Below are 18649 nucleotides of genomic sequence, written 5' to 3'. Positions count from 1 at the left end.
AACAACGGTTATCACAAAAATTATGCCTGCCAATCTCAAACTTCATCAGCTGCGAGCCTTTGTCGATGTGGCGCGTCAGGGTAGCATTCGCGCTGCCAGCCGCTTATCAGGACTTTCACAGCCTGCGTTGACCAAGGCGATTCAGGAGCTGGAGCTAGCGCTTGGTGCGCGCTTGTTCGAACGACGCCAGCAAGGCGTCACGTTGACGGACATCGGTGATAACTTTTTTCGTCATGCCAGCCTGGTGTTGGAAGAGCTGCGCGTGGCGCAAGAGGATATTCAGCAGCGATTAGGATTGGCGGGCGGTCGGGTGAATATTGGCGTTGGTGGCAGTATTGCGCGCACTATCATGCCGCAAGTGATCACCCAGTTTCATCGGGAATATCCGCTGGTGAAAGTGCGTATTGTTGAGGGGCAACTGGTCTCGATGGTGCATGAACTGCGGCAAGGCGCGCTGGATTTCACCATAAATACGTATGACCAACATCACCTGGATCAGGAGCTGATTTTTGAACGACTGATGCAGCGCGACTATCAGGTGGTGATGCGTAAAGGACATCCGATGGCGCATGCCCGCTCACTAGCTGAATTGCAGCACTGTGACTGGACCATGCCGACACCGCAGGGCAGTTATTACCGCTTGCTGCACGATCTGTTTGGCGAGCGGGGGATGGCACCGAAGATTGTGGTGACCTGCGAAACCTTTATGGCCTGCACCAGCCTGGTGGCCAAAAGTGATTTTGTCAGCATTATCTCGCGTGACGTCATTGAAGATCCTACGCACGGTGGGCAGCTCATTGCTCTCGATCTTGACGATCCGCTACCGAAAGCCACCTTCTATTTGATCCAACGAAAAGACACGGCGCTAACGCCCATGAGTGCATATATGGCCCAGCTGTTTCGCCGCTATTGTCAACAAAGGTAAGAGTGCGGCCTGGCTCGCAGCTGTTTAATTATTGCGCACTACACTTGCACTGGACGTTCCAATTGTGGAGAACTGACCATGCAAATTACGCCCTATGTGTTTTACAACGGCCGCTGTGAGGAGGCGATCGCCTTCTATCTTGAGGCCACTGACGGTGAACTGCTGTTCAAAATGACCTTTGGTGACATGCCGGATGAAACCCTTGTTGAGGATGAGGGCTGCCCTTCTGGTGTGGCCTTCTCGCCTGAACAGATCATGCATGCCCATTTGCGCATCGGGCAGGGTGAATTGATGATGAGCGATGGCGCACAGCAGGCAAGTTATGCCGGTTTTTCTGTGAGTTTATCGACGCCAGACGAAGCGCAAGGTAAGCGTTGGTTTGATGCTTTATCCGCAGGCGGAGAGGTGACGAAAGCGTGGGAACCGACCTTCTGGGCGCACGGTTTCGGCATGTTTACCGATAAGTTCGGCGTGCCGTGGATGGTGAACGCCTATAAGCCGCAGATATAATATTGAGGGTCAAAATGCGTAGCGGCGCGATAAATCGTACCGCTACGTTATGAGCAAATTAGAAGTTGTAACCCACGACCAGGTAGTAACCCCAGCCGGTTGATTTTACTTCAAACGGACCGTTGCCGAAGTTCAGCTCCTGCCCATCCGCCCACTGACCGCCGTTGTGGAAATAACGTGCTACGGTAGAAATGTGCCAGTGATCGTAGTTCAGCGACAGAATGTGGCTGGACGCGATCGAGTTGCTGGTACGTGATGGACCGGTCTCATCTCGCAGGTCTGAACCCCAATCGAAGTTGGTGAAGCCGATGTAGCTCAGCTTGCCGCCCCACAGATCGGTAATCGGCACAAAGTATTTCACCTTGAAGCGATAACCATCCCAGCTGTTTTCGTTCGCTGCGCCGTAGTTTTGCCACTGGTATTTCGCATACACGTTCAGTGACAGGCCGATATCGCTGTGCGTATCAATGTCGGTGCCCAGACCCATGTACCAGGTGTTCTGACGCTGTGAAGCGTTACGACCCATGTCATAGATGTAGTTGTTCGCGAAGTACCACTCTTTAAACGGACCAAATGCCAGGCTGGTGCCGGTCAGTTTATCGATAGAGAAACGCGGCTCAATTTCCATGAACAGCGGCGAACCGTGGTCGAAAATGCCGTTCGCGTTGCTGTTACCTGCACCAAAGAAGTTGGTCAGATCGGCATAACCGTAGAAATCGAACCAATCCTTTTTAGCAAAGGCTTCGTATTCGAGATACACGTCGTTGTTGAATTGCGGTCCGAAGCGAGTGTGGGTGCTGCCCACCACGTTAACGCTCTGGTGCCACCAATCAGAAAGGTACTGCGGATTGCTGTCTGCCGCTTGTGCCGCGCCGGTCCAGCTGCTGGCCAGTAAGGCCCCTGCTATCAATGCTTTAAATTTCATTATTGTATTAACCACTTGCTAGTGATCGCCGCGAATGCGCCGCGATCGGGTGAAATCGATCCCAGGGGATGGGCAGTGTGTTGTTTTAACCGGTCTAAATCGCCGAATTTTCAAGTGTGCGTAATGTGCCTGTAACAGAGCGATAGGAAATAGATTTTGATCACGTTTGTCAAAATGTGTTGCATTTTGATTCACTGAAAATGTGATACATGTCACATAATTGTCGTGATGCGAACGGAACCCCGCAACCGTTTACGTTGTCGCGTACAGTCGCAAAGATGTCAGATGGGAAAAAGAGGTTGCACCACGATGCATCGTGCGCTTTTGGCATTTGATGCCAGGAAAGATCTGCGATTCATCGTGCATTTGGAAAAAGATGAAGGTGAAATCTGCGAATAATCGCGCGTATGCGGAAGCGGATATGTGGAATAACGCGAGATACGCCGCGCCGCTACCGCTTGATGCTCAAGACGGTAGCGACAGGTTGATCATGGCAAGGTGACACGTACCTGTAAGCCAGAGATCTCGCCTTGCGGGTTATGGCAATTCGACAACGAAACCTGCATTTGATGCTTCTGCGCCACACTGCGTACAATCGACAGCCCTAACCCGCTGCCCTGAGCCTGAACCCCTGGCGAACGTGTGAAGCGATCAAATGCGCGTTCAATAAAGGACTCCGGCATGCCCGGTCCGTTATCGACGATATCCACCACGGTGTGATTCCCCACGCGGTGTAGTAACACATCCACCAGGCTCCCCTCGGGGGTATGCAGCATGGCATTACCAATCAGATTATCGAACAGGCTACGCAAGTCTGAGCGACTGGCATGCAAACGATAATGGGTCGTGCCGTTGAAGCCGATATCAATACCGCGTTTATCAGCAACCACCATCAGCTGCTCGATACTCTCTTTGAGCAAGTCATCGAGTTCAATCGCTTCCACAGTGGCCACGACGGACTGATCTTCCTGACGTGAGATATTCAGTAGCTGTGTAACCAGATGGCGCGTACGGGTGACACCCGCTTCTAGCTGATCAAACTGGCGACTGGCTTCACCGGGTTGAATATGCTGACGCAGGTTCTCAAGTTGCAGCGTAACGGCGGTGACGGGCGTACGTAGCTCATGCGCTGCATCTTCCAGGAACTGGCGCTGTGATGACCAGGCCGCACGCAGCTTATCTAACAAGGCGTTATAAGCCGCGACCAGCGGCAAAACTTCATCCGGTAAGCCGTCTGGGGAAACCGAGTGAGGATGCAGTGTTTCCTGCGCGGCAATCTGACGTGACGCCACGCGCAAATCCCGCGTGATGGCGCGCACCACGAGCCAGATCACCATCAGCGAGAGCGGCATCATCAGCATCAGCGGGATGATGGCGGATAGCACCCGCTTCACCATCAGACTCTTCATGTAGCCGATGTTGTGTAACACCTGAATATTGCCGATCTCACTACCCAGCTCGCCTGGCCGGGTGTAAACACGCCATTCGCAGTCATCACCGCAGTCGCCCACTTTCAGATCGGACCAGCCTTTTTTCGCCTGCAGCGGCGCGCGCAATGCCGGCCAGGAGCTGGCACGCAATTGATTATTGGTGTCCCACAGCTGAACGATATAGGTGCTTTTCAGTTTTTCTTGCTGCATCACCATCGGCATCAACGCGGGCATGCGCTGACTGGAAGACCAGGCATCAGCAATCTTGGCGAGCTGGTCGTCCTTCATGGTGCCCATCATGTCGCCGTAGCAGTGGTAGAAATACCAAGTGACGCCGCCAATCATCGCCAGATGCAGCAACACCAAGGTGACGAGCAGTTTATTACGCAATGAACGCATAAAGGTGAAGGGTTTCATATTGCCGGTACCCGCCAGCCCAGACCACGCACATTACGAATCACTTCGTTATCAAGCTTGCGGCGCATACCGTGGATCAGCACATCGACGGCATTACTGGTGACTTCTTCACCCCAGCCGTAAATGCGGTTTTCTAATTGTTCACGCGAAAGGATCGCGCCAGGGCGTTCAAGCAGCGCATACAGCAGGGCATATTCGCGAGCAGTGAGCTGCTCACGCTGGCCTTTGTACAGCACTTCACGCGTCATCATATCCAGCTGCACATCGCCACTGCCTAACAGGGAATCTGCCGCACCATGGCGACGTCGGGTGATTGCACGCATGCGCGCCAGTACCTCTTGCAGATCAAAGGGTTTAAGCAAATAGTCATCGGCACCGCTGTCGAGGCCTTGAATGCGTTGCTGAACAGTGTCGCGCGCGGTGAGCACCAATACCGGGGTCATATCGCCACGCGTACGCGCACGTTTAAGAACATGAATGCCGTCTTCACGCGGCAACCCGAGATCGAGCAGCACACAGGTATAGCCGCCTTCGGCCCAGGCGTTGGTGGCAAACACGCCATCACGTACCCAGTCCACTGACCAGCCAGCCGCTTCCAGTGCCTGCTGCAAGTTGGCGCCAATCATTTCATCATCTTCTACCAGCAGCACACGCATAGTGTTCTCCCAAGCTAATGGACGCAGTGTAGCGATCAATTCTTAGCGCACAATTACACCCCTTTTTCCCTTTGCTAATTCTGCGCTAATTTTCTGCTAATTAAGGGATAAATTTAACGCGCTACAGTGACTGCACTGGACACTTTGTCGAAGCAGGAGGTTCTCATGAATCAGCGCGAATTTATCCGTAGTTTGCTGGACTGGATAGAAGACAACTTAGGGCACGATCTGCACCTGGATGAGGTAGCACGCCGCTCGGGATACTCCCGCTGGCATTTGCAACGTCTGTTCCGTCAGCATACGGGGTTTTCTCTGGCAGAGTACATCCGCCAGCGCCGTTTGACTGAGTCAGCGCTCACGCTGATCAACAGTGACGAAGCTATCCTGCAGGTGGCAATGAGCTACGGGTTTGATACTCAGCAGGCTTACACCCGCACCTTCAAGAACTACTTCAGCGTCACGCCGGGCCAGTTGCGCCGCCAACGTCGTGTTGAACAGGAACGCCTGCTGTTCCCACTGGCGGTGGCCAGTTGATTGATAACGCAGAGATTGACCCACGCAGGGGATGAAGCGGCGCAATGTATTGCGCAGTGAATCGCGAACGAATGCGCGATAAATTACGCCGCTCCGCAATGTGCGCTGATTAAATTCGGTGCTTATTGCTGCTTTTACTTTTAAGCTGCTGTTCTCACTTTGTTACCCCATCAGAGAACATGGATAACAGCGATAATCTCACCGCCATGATGCTGTTTGCACGCGTTGTTGAGCGGCAAAGTTTCAGCGAAGCCGCGCGGACCTTAGGCGTCTCTAAGTCACATGTCAGCCGCGAAATTGCTCGGCTGGAAGTGCGGCTGGGTATCAAACTGCTTCAGCGCACCACGCGCAAGGTCGCATTGACCGAGCTGGGACAGGCTTATTATCCGTTCTGTACTCGCATGCTGGAAGAGATGCATCGCGCTGATGCCTTTGTGCAGCAAGTTCATCAACTGCCCGCCGGAAATGTGCGCTTGCAGGCGCCCATCACCTTCGGCTGTCAGTGCGTCGTTCCCACTCTGAATGAATTTATCCGTCGCCATATTCACATCAATGTCGACCTTGAATTAACCACCAGTGACGATCCGCAGCCCAGCGCAGATGTGGCGATTGTGATTCGCTCACGGGTGCCGGAAGTCGCCAGCTACCGTGAGCTGAGCACTATTGAGTGGGGTTTGTATGCCACGCCAGATTATCTGGCGGCCCATCCAGCCATCGATCACCCTGAACGCTTGACCCGCCATGACCTGCTGCTGTTTCACGGACCGGCACACACTGCCGCGCTGCCGTTCCGTCGCGATAAACAACGGCTGGCGCTGGATGTGCATAGTCGTTTTCGCGCCAATAACAGCATGGCGCTGCTAAATGCAGCACTGGCGGGCACCGGCATTGCCTATCTGCCGGCTTATATGACGCGAGAGGCGCTGGGACGCGGCGAAATACAGCAGGTGTTACCGGAATGGCAGATGGATCGTTTGCACAGCTATCTGTTACTTAAAGAGCAGCCGCAGCCGTCGTCACCCGTCACCTTGCTGTGCGATGCGTTAATCAACGCGTTGAGCGATGGCTAATTGTTGTTATCTGGCAACAATGTTGCGCCAGTGGACAAATATCCTGCTTACTCTGTTTTCTGTGGTTGACCGCTGTTAGCCTGCTAAAAAAGCAAAAACAGGGAATTCACTATGTCGCACTCTTCAACCGTGTTAGCGCCTGAGCAGCAACACTGGAAGCGCAATTTGTTCGTCTGCGTGCTGGGTTCATTCAGCACCATTGTGGCCATGACGTTGCTGCTGCCGTTTCTGCCGATCTACGTGCAGCAACTTGGCGTGCAGGAGCCTGCCGCGATTGCGCGCTGGTCGGGTGCTGCGTATGGCGCCACTTTCCTCAGCGCTGCGTTAACCGCGCCGCTGTGGGGCAAACTGGCGGATCGCTATGGGCGCAAACTGATGTTGATTCGTGCCAGCCTCGGGATGGCAATCGCCATGTCGCTGATTGGTATGGCAACGGCACCTTGGCAACTGGTGGCATTACGTTTGTTGGCGGGATTGCTGGGTGGTTATGCTTCAGGCTCGACCATTTTAGTCGCCGCGCAAACGCCGAAAGAGCAAACGGGCTGGGCGTTGGGCGTGTTGTCATCTGGGATTATGGCCGGCAACGTGGTAGGGCCCTTGTTGGGAGGCGTACTGCCACCCTTGATAGGCATCCGTCATACCTTCTGGCTCACCGGGGCGGTGATTTTCCTCGCTTTCCTTGCCACTACTTTTTTATTAAAAGAAGTCCCGCGTCAGCGCGGTAACAAGGCGGCACAAAACAGCGTTGAGCCAGAGAAATCGGTGAATTTGCCTGTGGTGAGATTAATGTGGCTGTCGGGTATGTTGCTGATTTTTTCCAATATGTCGATTGAACCGATTATCACGCTGTACATCGGCCAGTTTGTGCAAGGCGAACATGCAATCACCGTGACGGCAGGTATTGTTATGGCCGCCGCCGCACTAGGCAGCATCCTCTCTGCGCCGCGTTTAGGACGTTTGGCCGATCGGGTAGGGCATGGACGGGTGTTGATTTATGGTTTAGCCGCCTGCGCACTGCTGTTGATTCCACAAGCCTTTGTCACCGAAGCCTGGCAGTTAGTGGTGTTGCGTTTCTTGATGGGAATGGCGTTAGGTGGTTTGATGCCGTGCGTGACGGCACTGATTCGCCACAACGTGCCGCAAGGACAAGTGGGTAAGATGCTGGGTTATTCAACTTCTGCACAGTATGTTGGCCAAGTGTCGGGGCCGCTGTTTGGTGGGTTTGTTGGTGGTGCATTTGGTATGCAACCGGTGTTCCTCGCAACCTGTGTGATTATGGCGCTGTGCGCCTTGCTGAATGCGCGGGTACTGAATCAGCGCTAGCTGTGTGACTTATTGCGCTCCCCTTGCGTGAGGCACGCGGGATACATCGTGCCGCATCCTGATAGGCATACCTTAGTGAAATAAAAAAGGCGGGCTTCGCAGCCCGCCTTTTCACATCAAACCAGAGGCTTACTTCGCATCTGGCAGTGCATAGGCAATGACGTAATCGCCCAGCTTAGTTCCAAACGAACCGTGGCCACCTGCTGCGATGACAACGTACTGCTTGCCATCCACTTCATAGGTCATCGGTGTCGCCTGGCCACCTGCAGGCAGACGAGCCTGCCACAGCATTTCCCCAGTGTTGGTGTCGAACGCGCGCAGATAGTTATCGGCAGTCGCACCAATGAAGAACACGTTACCGGCGGTCGTGATTGGGCCGCCTAACATTGGCATCCCCATCTTGAACGGCACTGGCACCGGTGCGCTGTCGCGAACAGTACCAATACGTTTTTTCCACACGGTTTCGTTGGTTTTCAGGTCAACAGCAGAGACATAGCCCCATGCTGGCTGTTTACACGGCAGACCCAATGGAGACAGGAACGGATTCAGCTCCACGCCGTACGGAACACCGTACTGCGGCTGGATACCGGTTTCGGTACCTGAACCGCCTTTGTCATCGGCCGGTGGCTCGATCGGGTTACCCGGACCGCGTGGCACCAGTTTAGAGACAAACGGCAGCGCCATTGGGTTAGCAATCGCAATCTGACGATGTGGATCTACCGCGATACCGCCCCACTCGAACATACCGAGGTTACCTGGGAACACCAGCGTACCCTGCTCAGACGGCGGCGTGAACGGACCTTCGTAGCGCAGACGCTTGAAGATCACGCGGCACACCAGTTGGTCGAACATGGTCGCGCCCCACATGTCCTTGTCCGTCAGATTGTTCTTCGGACGGAAGGTCAGTTCGGAGTACGGTTGAGTCGGAGAAACGTGATCACCTTTCGCGGCGCCCTGTGGCACTGGGGTTTCCGGTGCGGGGACAACCGGCTTACCGGTACGACGATCCAGAACAAAGATGTTACCGGTTTTCGCCGGGGCGTAGATCACCGGAACGGTGTTGCCATCTTTGTCGGTGATATCGGCCAGCGTCGGTTGTGACGGCAGGTCCATATCCCACAGATCGTGATGCACGGTCTGATAAGACCACACCAGCTTACCGGTGGTGGCGTTCAGTGCCAGTACGCTGCTCGCATAACGTTCCTGATCTGGCGTACGGTTACCGCCCCAGATGTCTGGTGTGGTGACACCCATCGGCAGGTAAACAATATCCAGTTTCGGATCGTAGACCGCCGGTGCCCAGGAGTTAGGCGAGTTCATGGTGAAGCTGTGTTCATCATCTGGAATCGCGTTAGGATCTTTCGCGCCCGGATCAAACACCCACAGCAGTTTACCGGTGTTCACATCAAAGCCACGAATAGCACCAGATGGTTCACGGGTAGAGTAGTTATCGGTGACCGCACCGGCAATCACGATAGTGGTGTCCGTGATGATCGGTGGTGAAGTCGGCTCATACTGACCTGGGGTCAGCACCGGCTGTTTGTGCTGCAGATCCAGCTCACCGTTGTTACCGAAGGCGGCACAACGTTCACCGGTTTCCGCATCCAGCGCGAACAGACGACCGTCGTTCACTGGCAGATAAATGCGACGTGAACACAGCGCAGGCTGGGTGTTAGACGCATCCGCCGCAGCTGGCATTTCATGATAAGAAACACCACGACAGGTCACATGCTGGAAGGTTGGGTTCGGTTTTAAGCCCGGATCAAATTTCCACTTCTGCTTGCCGGTTTTTGCATCCAGCGCAAACAGAATCTGGTGCGGCGAGCACAGGTACAAGGTGTCGCGGATTTTAATCGGCGTCACTTCGTCGGTGATTTCACCTGGATCGTTCGGGGTTTTCAAATCGCCGGTCTGGAACTGCCAAGCCACCTGCAAATCTTTCACATTGCCGCTGTTGATTTGCTTCAGAGGTGAGAAGCGAGTGCCTTGCTGATCGCGTGCGTAAGCAGGCCAGTCAGCATCTTTGATGTTGCTCAATGGCTGCGCTTGCGGTGCGTTATCCGCTGCTGCTGGGATTTCACCGTTCAGCTCCTGCGGATCGTGGAATACGGCCCACGCCAGCACCAATACGCTGGCAATCAGCGCCACCGCCATCAGACCTAACGCACCTTTACCAGCATGGTTCAGGCCACGATAGACAAACGGCAGAATCAGCCAGATGCCGAAGATCACCAGCACATCGGTACGTGGTGCCAGCGCCCAGAAGTCGAAACCAACTTCCCATACGCCCCACACCAGCGTTGCCAACAGCAGCAAGGCATATAGCATGATCGCTGAGCCGCTACGGCGCCACAGCAGAACAGCGGTGATCAACATGATCACACCGCCAATAACGTAGTACCAGGAACCTCCAATGGCGGCTAACCAAATGCCGCCAACCAGCATAAATGCGCCTGTGAGCAGTGCGAACAGCACTGTCAAAAAGCGAATCACGCCAAAAGATGAGGAAGATTTCCCCATAATATTAACCTCTTTCTTTGCCATAAACAGAAAGGAAACAACACATTAGGTTGCTTCCCGACATAGAGTACGAAGTGACATAAAATGTTCTAACGGCGCGCTTCCATGACGCCAGATGATCCCTTTGCGTTAAATTTTATCTTAAAAACGTTAACGGGTTTGATTTTTTTAGTGCTTTGCACTTGTGGAATGGTAGTAGTGCAATATTTTATGAGGAGGTTGAGGCGTTACCCCTAAAGAAATCGGGCCATAACGCCGAGAGACAAAATTTTGTGTAACCGTTTACACTTCAAAAAGTGTAGTACTGGTTCGTTGCTCTTGCCAGCCAGAGATTTGCAAATCTTCATATTTTGCCATCGGCAGGGACAACTGCTGCGTGCGTAATATCACCTCTGCTTCTCTTTCCCGGCAGGAGCCAAGCAGAAAAGGAAAGCTGAACTTGAGATAATTATCGTTGAAGAATTCATCGGTTAGAACAATTCCACTAAAGGGAAATGAAGCGATATTCTCCCAGCAGGTGCCCGGTGGTGCCAAATCATAAATCCAGAAAGAGAAATGCTGAGCGGCTTTACGTAAGGCTGTGGCATACATAACTAAACTGGCATAGTTGATGCCAATACGCACATTCTTCATTTGCAGGCTGGAATAATTTTCTGGTGCCTGTAAGAAGTGCGCAAGACTATTTCCCATTAAAGGGATGATTATTAATTCAAGCGCATCAGACAACTGATTGTGGTTGGAAACTATGTTGCTTCCGTTAAGTAATGTTGTACTTTCCTGCTTTAAATACATAAAGGGTGCTAAATAACACCCACCAATCAGTGTACCGTCGAAGCGACGGATGCGCTCAGTAACATAAGGATCGTATGAACTGTTTTCCATTTATCTCTGCGAATAAATTAATTAATTGGGGTGTCTTAATTATTATAAGAACGGCAAGTAAGGCCTCTTCTTTACACTTCCAATATAGACCGATTTGTTTGTAAAAATCACCTCTTTTAGCTGTCTCTGATAAAGAGATAAAAAAATCAGTAAAATGGCGTTAATTATTTTGTAATTGGCATTTCTGGAATGATTCGGATATTTTCAGAAAAAAATAATCAGCATGCTAATATTCAGAACTCTATGCTTAGCGGAATTTAAGATAAGCAACTGTTTTTAAAGCGCACGGCTAGCCATTGCCTGCGCAAGCAAGATGCCGCACTCTGTGGCCGTAAAAACATAAAGAGAGCCAGCACACGGCTTTTCACCAGGTAGGTGCAATGACACCCGCCGGAACGTTGATTGAGGATGGGATAAAAACTATGGGTTCACAGGTATCCGCAGCAGAAGATTCGCTGCTGCGGCACAGGTCGTTTGTCGCCTTCTGGCTTGCACGCACCTGTTCATCGTTTGGTTTTCAGATGTTTTCCGTTGCGGTGAGCTGGCAAATCTATGCCATCACTCACAGTGCGATGGCATTAGGTATGATCGGGCTCATGCAGTTCTTGCCTTCAGTATTGCTGGCACTGCCGGCAGGCCATCTGGCCGATCAGTATGATCGTCGTCGTATTGTGCTAGTGGGGCAGATCATTGAAGGTTTGGCCCTGCTAGGATTGGTCGCGCTGACGTTGCTGCATTGGGCGGATAAAATTGAAATTTGGGGACTGGTCTTTCTGATCTCTGTTGCAAAAGCGCTGGAGTGGCCGTCGATCACTTCTATGCTGCCTGCACTGGTTCCTCCGCCAATCCTCGCGCGTGCCATGGCGGCGAGTTCTGTGGGTGGTCAGGCCGCGGTGATTGTGGGCCCAACCTTAGGTGGTCTGCTCTATGTCGCCGGGCCTGATGTGGTATACGGCGTTTCGGCGTTGTTCTACCTGTTCTCAATTGTGCTGGTCAGCCGCTTACGTTACGAACGCCCTCCACAGGTGCGTATGCCGATGAATCTCACCAACATGTTTGCAGGTGTGCGTTTTATTCGTGAGCGTAAAGATGTGCTCGGCGTGATTTCACTCGACCTCTTTGCCGTGTTGCTCGGTGGAGCCACGGCACTGTTACCCATTTTCGCGCAGGATATTCTGCATACCGGCCCTTGGGGGCTGGGCATGCTGCGTGGCGCACCTTCTGTTGGCGCACTGCTGGTGGGCGTGTGGCTGAGCCGTCACAAGTTGGAAAAGCACGTCGGCATGATCATGTTCGGTGCCGTTGCGGGCTTTGGCGTGGCGACGCTGGTGTTTGCGCTCTCGACGCAACTGTGGCTGTCGCTGCTGGCGCTGGCGGCACTCGGCGGCTTCGATATGGTAAGTATGGTGATTCGTGGTGCGCTGGTTCAGTTAGACACGCCGGATGATATGCGCGGGCGTGTTAACGCAGTCAATGCAATCTTTATCAATACCTCGAATCAGCTCGGGGAGTTTGAGTCAGGGATGCTAGCCGCATGGATGGGCGCAGTGCCTGCGGCGGCGCTTGGCGGCATCGGAACGTTAGTGGTAGTGGCAGTATGGATGACGATTTTCCCGCATCTGCGCAAACGCCAGAAGCTGGAGAATGAAACGGTCGTTTAGTTTCGGCACAAAAATCGTGGCGGCTTGATTTATCGCGCTTACCAGAAGCGAAAGTGTCGCTGGCAGATGCGCAATAAATCAAGCCGCTACGTATAGACTGGCTTATTGACCTTAAACGGTCGCGGTTTTCCCCAGGCTGGCGTCAAATTTTTTCCAGCTGTCTGTCATATCCACCACGGTTTTCGATTTACGCGCTTCATCGATTTTAATCGCGGTGAGGCCCGCTTCCAGTGCGTCCACCACTGAGACTTTCAAGGGTGTTCCCTGTGTAATGTGTTTCACGATCTCTTCCGCCATCAACGCATCGGCACCATAGTGGCCATCATAAGCATTGCCACTGTAGGTGGTATCGACCTCACGATCGCCGGTACGGGCGTTGTGCACACGGAAGTAATTGCGAACAAAATCTCCCTCAGCCATACCCTCGGTGCCCATTACGCAGAAACGGCGGAACTCGTCAGGCACGTTAAGGTTAGCGTGGAAGGCGAGCGTCGCGCCGTTCGCGTATTCGATCAATGCCGTTTGGTAATCCACGATATCTGCGTCGCCATCAAACACCGCATCGGTACTTGACCAGCCGCTGGGTTTGACGTGGTAAACCTCAGACTGTGGCGTCACGGTTCCTTTGGGCGCATTCTGCGGAGTGAAGTTTTTGCGGCCACCAAAGCTGGCAACACGCGCTGGGCGTTCTCCGACGAGTCCCTGATAGAGATCGATATCGTGACAGCATTTCTCCAGGATATAGGGACCAGCGTATTTCTCCAGACGACGCCAGTCGCGTTGGAAGAAAGCGCCGTGATACGGCTTGATGTGCTCTGTGGCTTCGATGGAGGTGATTTCGCCGAGACGATGTTCGTCACGCGCACGCAACAGATCGTGATAGAGCGGCGAGTAACGTAGTACCAGACCGACCAGAATGCGCTCGTGACCATATTGCTGCACCAGCTGTGCCATTGCCATGGTCTGCTCTTCGTTGATCACCACCGGCTTCTCGGTGAACACGGTGTAACCTGCTGCCAGACCTTGGCGAATATGCTCAAGGTGCATAAAGTTGGGTGAACCCACCAACAGCAGGTCAAAGCCGCCATGCTGCAACAGCGCATCGACGCTGTCGAACGCCACGCCTGCATCAATGCCAAAGGTATGAAGATTCGGCAAACCAGCAGGAGCCGGATCGACATAACCTACTACGGAGAACGCTGCGTCGGCTTTGTTGAACTCTTTCACCACGTGCGAAAGACGAAAGCCCAGACCAATAATGCCCACTTTCATGTAGTACTCCTGAAGCCCGTTGCCTGTTAGCTGCCCGACCCGTCAGGCTGCTGATAATCTGACCGTTAACTTATTACGGCAGAAAAACTAATGTCAATCTATGATGCTTGACTCAAATTGTGAAAAAATATCATTTATCTGTTTTATAAGGATTTTAATTATCTATAGGTATTGCGTATTTATTTGTTATTGCGATTTAAGTTTTTTTCCCCTATCTTTCGCACATCTATAAGCGTCATGCCGTGCGCGGCAGGCAGGAGGAAGCGCGTGCAATCACTTTTGCTGGGAATTGATGGCGGTGGCACGCACTGTCGCGGGCGACTCACAGACAATGCTGGGCGCGTATTAGCCGAGTCGACAGGTGGGCCTGCCAATGTCTGGTCACAGTTTGACACCGCACTTCAGGCTATTGAAAACGTTATTGATCAGCTGTTTATGCAAGCCGGATTACCCGCAGAAGCGCGCGAGAACACTGTACTCGTTGCGGGGCTGGCAGGCGCGAATGTGGCATCGGTTCGCGTGCGGTTACAAAGCTGGCAACCACGTTGTCAGTCACGCTATCTCTTTACCGATGTTGAGATCGCCTGTGCAGGTGCGCATGCGGGGGCGCCGGGTGCAGTATTTATCCTCGGCACCGGCAGCCAAGGTGCCGCCTGGGATGGCAAAGCGTTTACCTTGCTGGGGGGATGGGGCTTCGCCTTATCTGATGCGGGTTCGGGTGCCATTCTTGGACGTCGTGCGCGCCGCCTTGCACTGCTGGCACACGAAGGTATCGTTCCTGCCTCAACATTAACTGAACGCATTATGGCCCTCCATCAGCACAGCCCGGAACAGATGCTCATCTGGTCACAGCAGGCCACGCCCGCCGATTGGGGCCGCGTGGTGCCGGATGTGTTCGCCACTGCCCAGCAGGGTGATGAACATGCAGTGGCCCTGCTTGAGCAAGCGGCCGCCGATATCACGCAAATGGTGCAGCCGCTGCTGGCGCGTAGTCATGGCAAGCTAGCCCTGATGGGCGGTTTAGCCGTGCCGATTCAGCCGTGGTTACCTGCCGAAATTGCCGCGCAACTGGTGCTGCCGCAGGGCGATGCGCTAAGCGGTGCGTTGCGTCTGGCGGGCCAGCTCAGTCAGCAACCGGCTTAATTTTTCTAACGTCATATAAAGAGGCCCATGAGCGCTCCCAACGTAACCGCCCGCATTTTGCGGCTGATTGTCGAAAATGCGCCAATTAGCCAGTCCGATCTTAAGGTGCGCAGTGGCCTAAGCATGTCGACGGTTTCTCAGGCGACCAACCGCTTGTTGTCTGGTGGCATCGTGCAGGAGTTGGGATTACGTCGTGTTTCGATGGGTCGTCCTAAAACGTTGCTCGGACTTAATCCGGACCACGCTAGCGTGGTCGGCATTCAGCTCAACGCTGAACGGAATCTGATCGTCCTGACCGATCTCAGCGGGAATATTATTGGCGAGCAGCAGATCCCTTCGGGTGCCATGACGCCAAAACAGCTCGGTGACGCGCTGGCGAAGTTTCTGCGTGGCGTAGAAGGCAAGAAAGTAGGAGCGATTGGGCTTGCTCTCTCGGGCCTGGTGGACGCCAGCAACGGTGTTTGCGTATTGTCACGCGCGCTGGACTGGAACAATGTGGCGATTGCCCGCCTGCTGGAAGAGCGTTTTTCGTTACCGGTATTTATTGAAAATGATGCGAATGCCTTGGCGATGGCGGCGCTGGTGTTTGGTCAGCTTGGCCATGCGCAATCTGCGGTCATCGCCACCTTTGGTAAAGGCATTGGTGCCGGGATTCTGCTCGATCGCCAGCTGTATCGCGGCCGTCATGGCAAAGCGGGGGAGATTGGCGTTTCACTGCTCGGAGACGGCTCTGAACGCCTGCTGGAAGATGTGGCTTCATCACAGGCCATTTTGCAGCGCGTGGCGGGGTCTCTGAAAGAATCGGCTCCCATCACGTTGCGCGATCTGGACATGCAACCGACACCGGAAGTGCTCAGCGCGCTGGCGGAAGCAGGGCAGCATCTGGGGATGTCGCTGGCGAATCTGTCGGTAGCTTATGATCCTGATGTAGTGTATCTGGCCATGGAGCCGCAGATGGCCTCGCGCATTTTGCTCGATCACATCACCCAGAGCTTCCAGACCTATCGCCTCAAGCTGACGCCGCACATGACCCCTCTGCAATTCCTCACCGAGTCGAATCGCATGTGGGCACAAGGCGCAGCGGGATTTGCCGTCAATAAGCTGTTGGATCTGCTGGCTGCACAGGCGGATGAAGAAACGGTGCCTTAATCGGGCGTCATAAATGACGCCACTACGTTGTTCGGTGCGGTTTTCGTAGGGTACGCATTCATGCGTACCGGGTTGAATACGTACTCATTGGCTTAAGTGAGCGAAATTACGTCATTAATGACGCCCCAGCATTGTTCGATGCGGTTTTCGTAGGGTGCGCATGGATGCGCACCAGGTATAACTAACGCAGCCGCAACCCTTGCTCATCAAACAACAACCCGCGTTCAGCACAAATTTGATAACTGACACGCTCGCCAATCTGATGCTCAGCGGCATTGCGTTCCTCGATCACTAACAGCTTCTCCTCGCCGATATCCAGATAAAGATAATTGGTGTGTCCCAACATTTCGCTGAAGGACAAGTCCGCGCTAAACCCCCATGCCTTAACCTCGCTGCTGGCAGGAACAAAATGTTCCGGCCGCACGCCGAGCGTGACTTTTTGCCCCTCACGGCACGCTGCGTTGATGTTCATCGTCAGATTATGAATGCCCAATGCAGGCACTCGCAGCTGAACGGCACCTGGCGTAATCGCCGCGATTTCTGCCTGTAGGAAATTCATTTTTGGCGAACCGATAAACCCAGCGACAAACAGGTTATCGGGATCGTGATACAACGTCATGGGCGCACCGACCTGCTCAATGCGCCCCTGACGCAGCACCACAATGCGGTCGGCTAAAGTCATCGCCTCCAGCTGATCGTGCGTGACATAAATCATGGTGTTGCCCAAGGAGCTGTGCAGGCGCGCGATCTCAATGCGCATCTGCAACCTTAGCTCAGCGTCCAGGTTTGATAGGGGTTCATCAAACAAGAAAATACGGGGATGACGAATGATCGCGCGGCCAATCGCCACACGTTGACGTTGGCCGCCGGAAAGGGCGCGTGGCAGGCGATCCAGCAGCTCAGTCAGATGCAAACGTGCCGCAGTCTGGTTAATCGCCTGCTCTATTTCCGCTTTGGATTTTTTCATCACCTCTAGCGGATAAGCCAAATTGCCGCGCACGGTCATATTGGGATAGAGCGCATAGGACTGAAACACCATCGCAATACCGCGCTCGGTGGCGGCCTGGTGTGTCATATCTGCGCCTTCAATCAGCAGTTTGCCGTCGCTGATCTCTTCCAGACCAGCAATCATGCGCAGCAGGGTCGATTTACCGCAACCGGACGGTCCAACAAACACCACGAACTCACCGCTGTTAATGGTGAGATCAATACCGTGAATCACGTTCACATGGTCGTAAGACTTCTTAACGCTTTGCAAGTGCAGGCTGGTCATACGATGCCTCAGTTAGAGTAGTTGGCCCATGTAGATGGCGTTGCTGCGCAGAATCGGCGTGAAGCCGAGACGCTGATAAAAACCGCACACTTTCTCGTTTTGCAGGCTGACACCGAGGTAAACCCCAGGCACGCCCGCCGCGCGCAGATCATGCAGCAATTGCTCGATAAGTTTGCGTCCCCAGCCGCCTTGTTGGGCCTCTGGCAATAAGTTGATATGCAGATGTGCTGGCCACGTTGAAACCAGCTGCTCTGCGGCGGCATCGGGCTGAAGAATCCCATCCAGCACTTTACTGTCCAGTGGGGCGCGCGGGGTGTAATCGCGATACTGCTGTTGCAGTTGCGGCCACCAATGTTGGTTCAGCGCTGTTTCAAATGCGCGCGTATCAGGCGCAGCGACGGCATAGCCCACCACTTCACCCTGTTGCACCAGCACATAAGCGAATTCTGGCGCAAAGCGCGCGTAGGGAATCACAAAGCGTAGGCCGGGCAAAGCCGGGTCGGAGTAAAGCGCGGTGGCATCGCTGCCTGCGTTGGCCGTTTCTAAACAGATGCGCGACAGGGCAGGAAAATCTGCTTCGCCAGCGCGTCGGATAACACCTTCAGCCGTCATGGTGATGCCTCTGTGGTCAGGAGATGAACAGATTTTACGGTAAAGAAAGCTGACTTAGTTTTCAAGGTGTAATAATTGAGCTGGCTCGCAAAGCTGGTGCGAAACCTAACCTTAGGTTATGACGAAAGGGGCGGAAGTAGGTAGCAGAAGCGGCCCGCAGGTAAGAATGACAGCGGATTCTACCCAATACCCAGCCAGCCTTTCCTCTAGCTATAGGATTTTCATATGTTGTTTCAGTGGGTTAATGAGTGAAAATGAACTGAGTGTTTTATGCTGATCTGGGGTTTCCTGCATTCTGCATTGCCAGGCTTTTATCGTGGGAAGCAGGATTCTCTGCTGTTTTGGCC

The 18649-nt window shown here is 53.6% G+C and carries 16 protein-coding genes; 8 read left to right on the top strand and 8 right to left on the bottom strand.

Annotation, left to right across the window (positions count from 1 at the left end; translation table 11 throughout):
- Nucleotides 1-22: 22 nt before the first annotated feature.
- Together F3J38_RS15135 and yjdN are read left to right on the top strand one after the other, a co-directional pair.
- Entirely contained in the window at nt 23-925 is a 903-nt protein-coding gene (locus F3J38_RS15135) for a LysR family transcriptional regulator (protein WP_038643576.1), read from the top strand.
- Between the two features lie 78 nt (nt 926-1003).
- The gene (yjdN, locus tag F3J38_RS15130; RefSeq protein ID WP_167139682.1) at nt 1004-1435 is read left to right on the top strand and encodes a VOC family metalloprotein YjdN; all 432 of its coding nucleotides are present in this window, start codon (nt 1004-1006) and stop codon (nt 1433-1435) included.
- A gap of 58 nt (nt 1436-1493) precedes the next feature.
- Here yjdN and F3J38_RS15125 read toward each other — a convergent pair whose 3' ends face one another.
- From F3J38_RS15125 to F3J38_RS15115, 3 genes are all read right to left on the bottom strand, one after another.
- Nucleotides 1494-2360 (bottom strand): nucleoside-specific channel-forming protein Tsx, encoded by an 867-nt coding sequence (locus F3J38_RS15125; protein ID WP_167139680.1) that lies wholly within the window; start codon nt 2358-2360, stop codon nt 1494-1496.
- 488 nt (nt 2361-2848) lie between these two features.
- Nucleotides 2849-4207 (bottom strand): sensor histidine kinase, encoded by a 1359-nt coding sequence (locus tag F3J38_RS15120; RefSeq protein WP_167139678.1) that lies wholly within the window; start codon nt 4205-4207, stop codon nt 2849-2851.
- Nucleotides 4204-4863, bottom strand: a complete 660-nt coding sequence (locus tag F3J38_RS15115) for a response regulator (RefSeq protein ID WP_034826805.1) — start codon at nt 4861-4863, stop codon at nt 4204-4206. Before F3J38_RS15115 ends, F3J38_RS15120 begins: the two co-directional genes overlap by 4 nt.
- Before the next feature lie 165 nt (nt 4864-5028).
- Between F3J38_RS15115 and F3J38_RS15110 the strand changes: the two genes are divergently transcribed.
- From F3J38_RS15110 to F3J38_RS15100, 3 genes are all read left to right on the top strand, one after another.
- A complete protein-coding gene (locus tag F3J38_RS15110; RefSeq protein ID WP_034826803.1) occupies nt 5029-5397 on the top strand; it encodes a helix-turn-helix domain-containing protein in 369 nt (122 codons plus the stop codon).
- A gap of 179 nt (nt 5398-5576) precedes the next feature.
- Nucleotides 5577-6467 carry a LysR family transcriptional regulator gene (locus F3J38_RS15105; RefSeq protein WP_167139676.1) on the top strand — a complete coding sequence of 297 codons (891 nt, stop codon included), beginning with the start codon at nt 5577-5579 and terminating at the stop codon, nt 6465-6467.
- A gap of 111 nt (nt 6468-6578) precedes the next feature.
- On the top strand, nt 6579-7790 hold the full coding sequence (locus F3J38_RS15100; protein WP_167139674.1) for an MFS transporter: 1212 nt from the start codon (nt 6579-6581) through the stop codon (nt 7788-7790).
- Between the two features lie 129 nt (nt 7791-7919).
- On the opposite strand, the gene F3J38_RS15095 is transcribed toward F3J38_RS15100, so the two are convergent.
- Nucleotides 7920-10310: a glucose/quinate/shikimate family membrane-bound PQQ-dependent dehydrogenase gene (locus F3J38_RS15095; RefSeq protein ID WP_167139673.1), complete on the bottom strand. Its 2391-nt coding sequence runs from the start codon at nt 10308-10310 to the stop codon at nt 7920-7922.
- 282 nt (nt 10311-10592) lie between these two features.
- Nucleotides 10593-11192: a hypothetical protein gene (locus F3J38_RS15090; RefSeq protein WP_167139671.1), complete on the bottom strand. Its 600-nt coding sequence runs from the start codon at nt 11190-11192 to the stop codon at nt 10593-10595.
- 422 nt (nt 11193-11614) lie between these two features.
- Here F3J38_RS15090 and F3J38_RS15085 point away from each other — a divergent pair, with 422 nt between their 5' ends.
- Entirely contained in the window at nt 11615-12853 is a 1239-nt protein-coding gene (locus tag F3J38_RS15085) for an MFS transporter (RefSeq protein WP_167139953.1), read from the top strand.
- A gap of 111 nt (nt 12854-12964) precedes the next feature.
- Here F3J38_RS15085 and F3J38_RS15080 read toward each other — a convergent pair whose 3' ends face one another.
- Nucleotides 12965-14125: a Gfo/Idh/MocA family protein gene (locus F3J38_RS15080; protein ID WP_167139669.1), complete on the bottom strand. Its 1161-nt coding sequence runs from the start codon at nt 14123-14125 to the stop codon at nt 12965-12967.
- Nucleotides 14126-14392: 267 nt separating this feature from the next.
- Here F3J38_RS15080 and F3J38_RS15075 point away from each other — a divergent pair, with 267 nt between their 5' ends.
- Nucleotides 14393-15268 (top strand): glucosamine kinase nucleotide-binding domain-containing protein, encoded by an 876-nt coding sequence (locus F3J38_RS15075; RefSeq protein ID WP_369411003.1) that lies wholly within the window; start codon nt 14393-14395, stop codon nt 15266-15268.
- A gap of 27 nt (nt 15269-15295) precedes the next feature.
- On the top strand, nt 15296-16417 hold the full coding sequence (locus F3J38_RS15070) for an ROK family transcriptional regulator (protein ID WP_167139665.1): 1122 nt from the start codon (nt 15296-15298) through the stop codon (nt 16415-16417).
- Between the two features lie 181 nt (nt 16418-16598).
- On the opposite strand, the gene F3J38_RS15065 is transcribed toward F3J38_RS15070, so the two are convergent.
- Both F3J38_RS15065 and F3J38_RS15060 read right to left on the bottom strand, forming a co-directional pair.
- Nucleotides 16599-17690: an ABC transporter ATP-binding protein gene (locus F3J38_RS15065; RefSeq protein ID WP_167139663.1), complete on the bottom strand. Its 1092-nt coding sequence runs from the start codon at nt 17688-17690 to the stop codon at nt 16599-16601.
- Nucleotides 17691-17702: 12 nt separating this feature from the next.
- Entirely contained in the window at nt 17703-18302 is a 600-nt protein-coding gene (locus tag F3J38_RS15060; RefSeq protein ID WP_167139661.1) for a GNAT family N-acetyltransferase, read from the bottom strand.
- Nucleotides 18303-18649: the final 347 nt, after the last annotated feature.

The sequence above is a fragment of the Candidatus Pantoea formicae genome (genome assembly GCF_011752625.1).
Taxonomy (GTDB): Bacteria; Pseudomonadota; Gammaproteobacteria; order Enterobacterales; family Enterobacteriaceae; genus Pantoea; species Pantoea formicae.
The sequence above is the reverse complement of the archived record's forward strand: the minus strand, read 5'-3'. Positions and strand labels throughout refer to the sequence as shown.

Excerpts from the sequence above, each read along its gene's own strand:
- F3J38_RS15135 (WP_038643576.1), top strand. The coding sequence starts at position 23 with ATGCCTGCCAATCTCAAACTTCATCAGCTGCGAGCCTTTGTCGATGTG.
- yjdN (WP_167139682.1), top strand. The coding sequence starts at position 1,004 with ATGCAAATTACGCCCTATGTGTTTTACAACGGCCGCTGTGAGGAGGCG.
- F3J38_RS15125 (WP_167139680.1), bottom strand. The coding sequence starts at position 2,360 with ATGAAATTTAAAGCATTGATAGCAGGGGCCTTACTGGCCAGCAGCTGG.
- F3J38_RS15120 (WP_167139678.1), bottom strand. The coding sequence starts at position 4,207 with ATGAAACCCTTCACCTTTATGCGTTCATTGCGTAATAAACTGCTCGTC.
- F3J38_RS15115 (WP_034826805.1), bottom strand. The coding sequence starts at position 4,863 with ATGCGTGTGCTGCTGGTAGAAGATGATGAAATGATTGGCGCCAACTTG.
- F3J38_RS15110 (WP_034826803.1), top strand. The coding sequence starts at position 5,029 with ATGAATCAGCGCGAATTTATCCGTAGTTTGCTGGACTGGATAGAAGAC.
- F3J38_RS15105 (WP_167139676.1), top strand. The coding sequence starts at position 5,577 with ATGGATAACAGCGATAATCTCACCGCCATGATGCTGTTTGCACGCGTT.
- F3J38_RS15100 (WP_167139674.1), top strand. The coding sequence starts at position 6,579 with ATGTCGCACTCTTCAACCGTGTTAGCGCCTGAGCAGCAACACTGGAAG.
- F3J38_RS15095 (WP_167139673.1), bottom strand. The coding sequence starts at position 10,310 with ATGGGGAAATCTTCCTCATCTTTTGGCGTGATTCGCTTTTTGACAGTG.
- F3J38_RS15090 (WP_167139671.1), bottom strand. The coding sequence starts at position 11,192 with ATGGAAAACAGTTCATACGATCCTTATGTTACTGAGCGCATCCGTCGC.
- F3J38_RS15085 (WP_167139953.1), top strand. The coding sequence starts at position 11,615 with ATGGGTTCACAGGTATCCGCAGCAGAAGATTCGCTGCTGCGGCACAGG.
- F3J38_RS15080 (WP_167139669.1), bottom strand. The coding sequence starts at position 14,125 with ATGAAAGTGGGCATTATTGGTCTGGGCTTTCGTCTTTCGCACGTGGTG.
- F3J38_RS15070 (WP_167139665.1), top strand. The coding sequence starts at position 15,296 with ATGAGCGCTCCCAACGTAACCGCCCGCATTTTGCGGCTGATTGTCGAA.
- F3J38_RS15065 (WP_167139663.1), bottom strand. The coding sequence starts at position 17,690 with ATGACCAGCCTGCACTTGCAAAGCGTTAAGAAGTCTTACGACCATGTG.
- F3J38_RS15060 (WP_167139661.1), bottom strand. The coding sequence starts at position 18,302 with ATGACGGCTGAAGGTGTTATCCGACGCGCTGGCGAAGCAGATTTTCCT.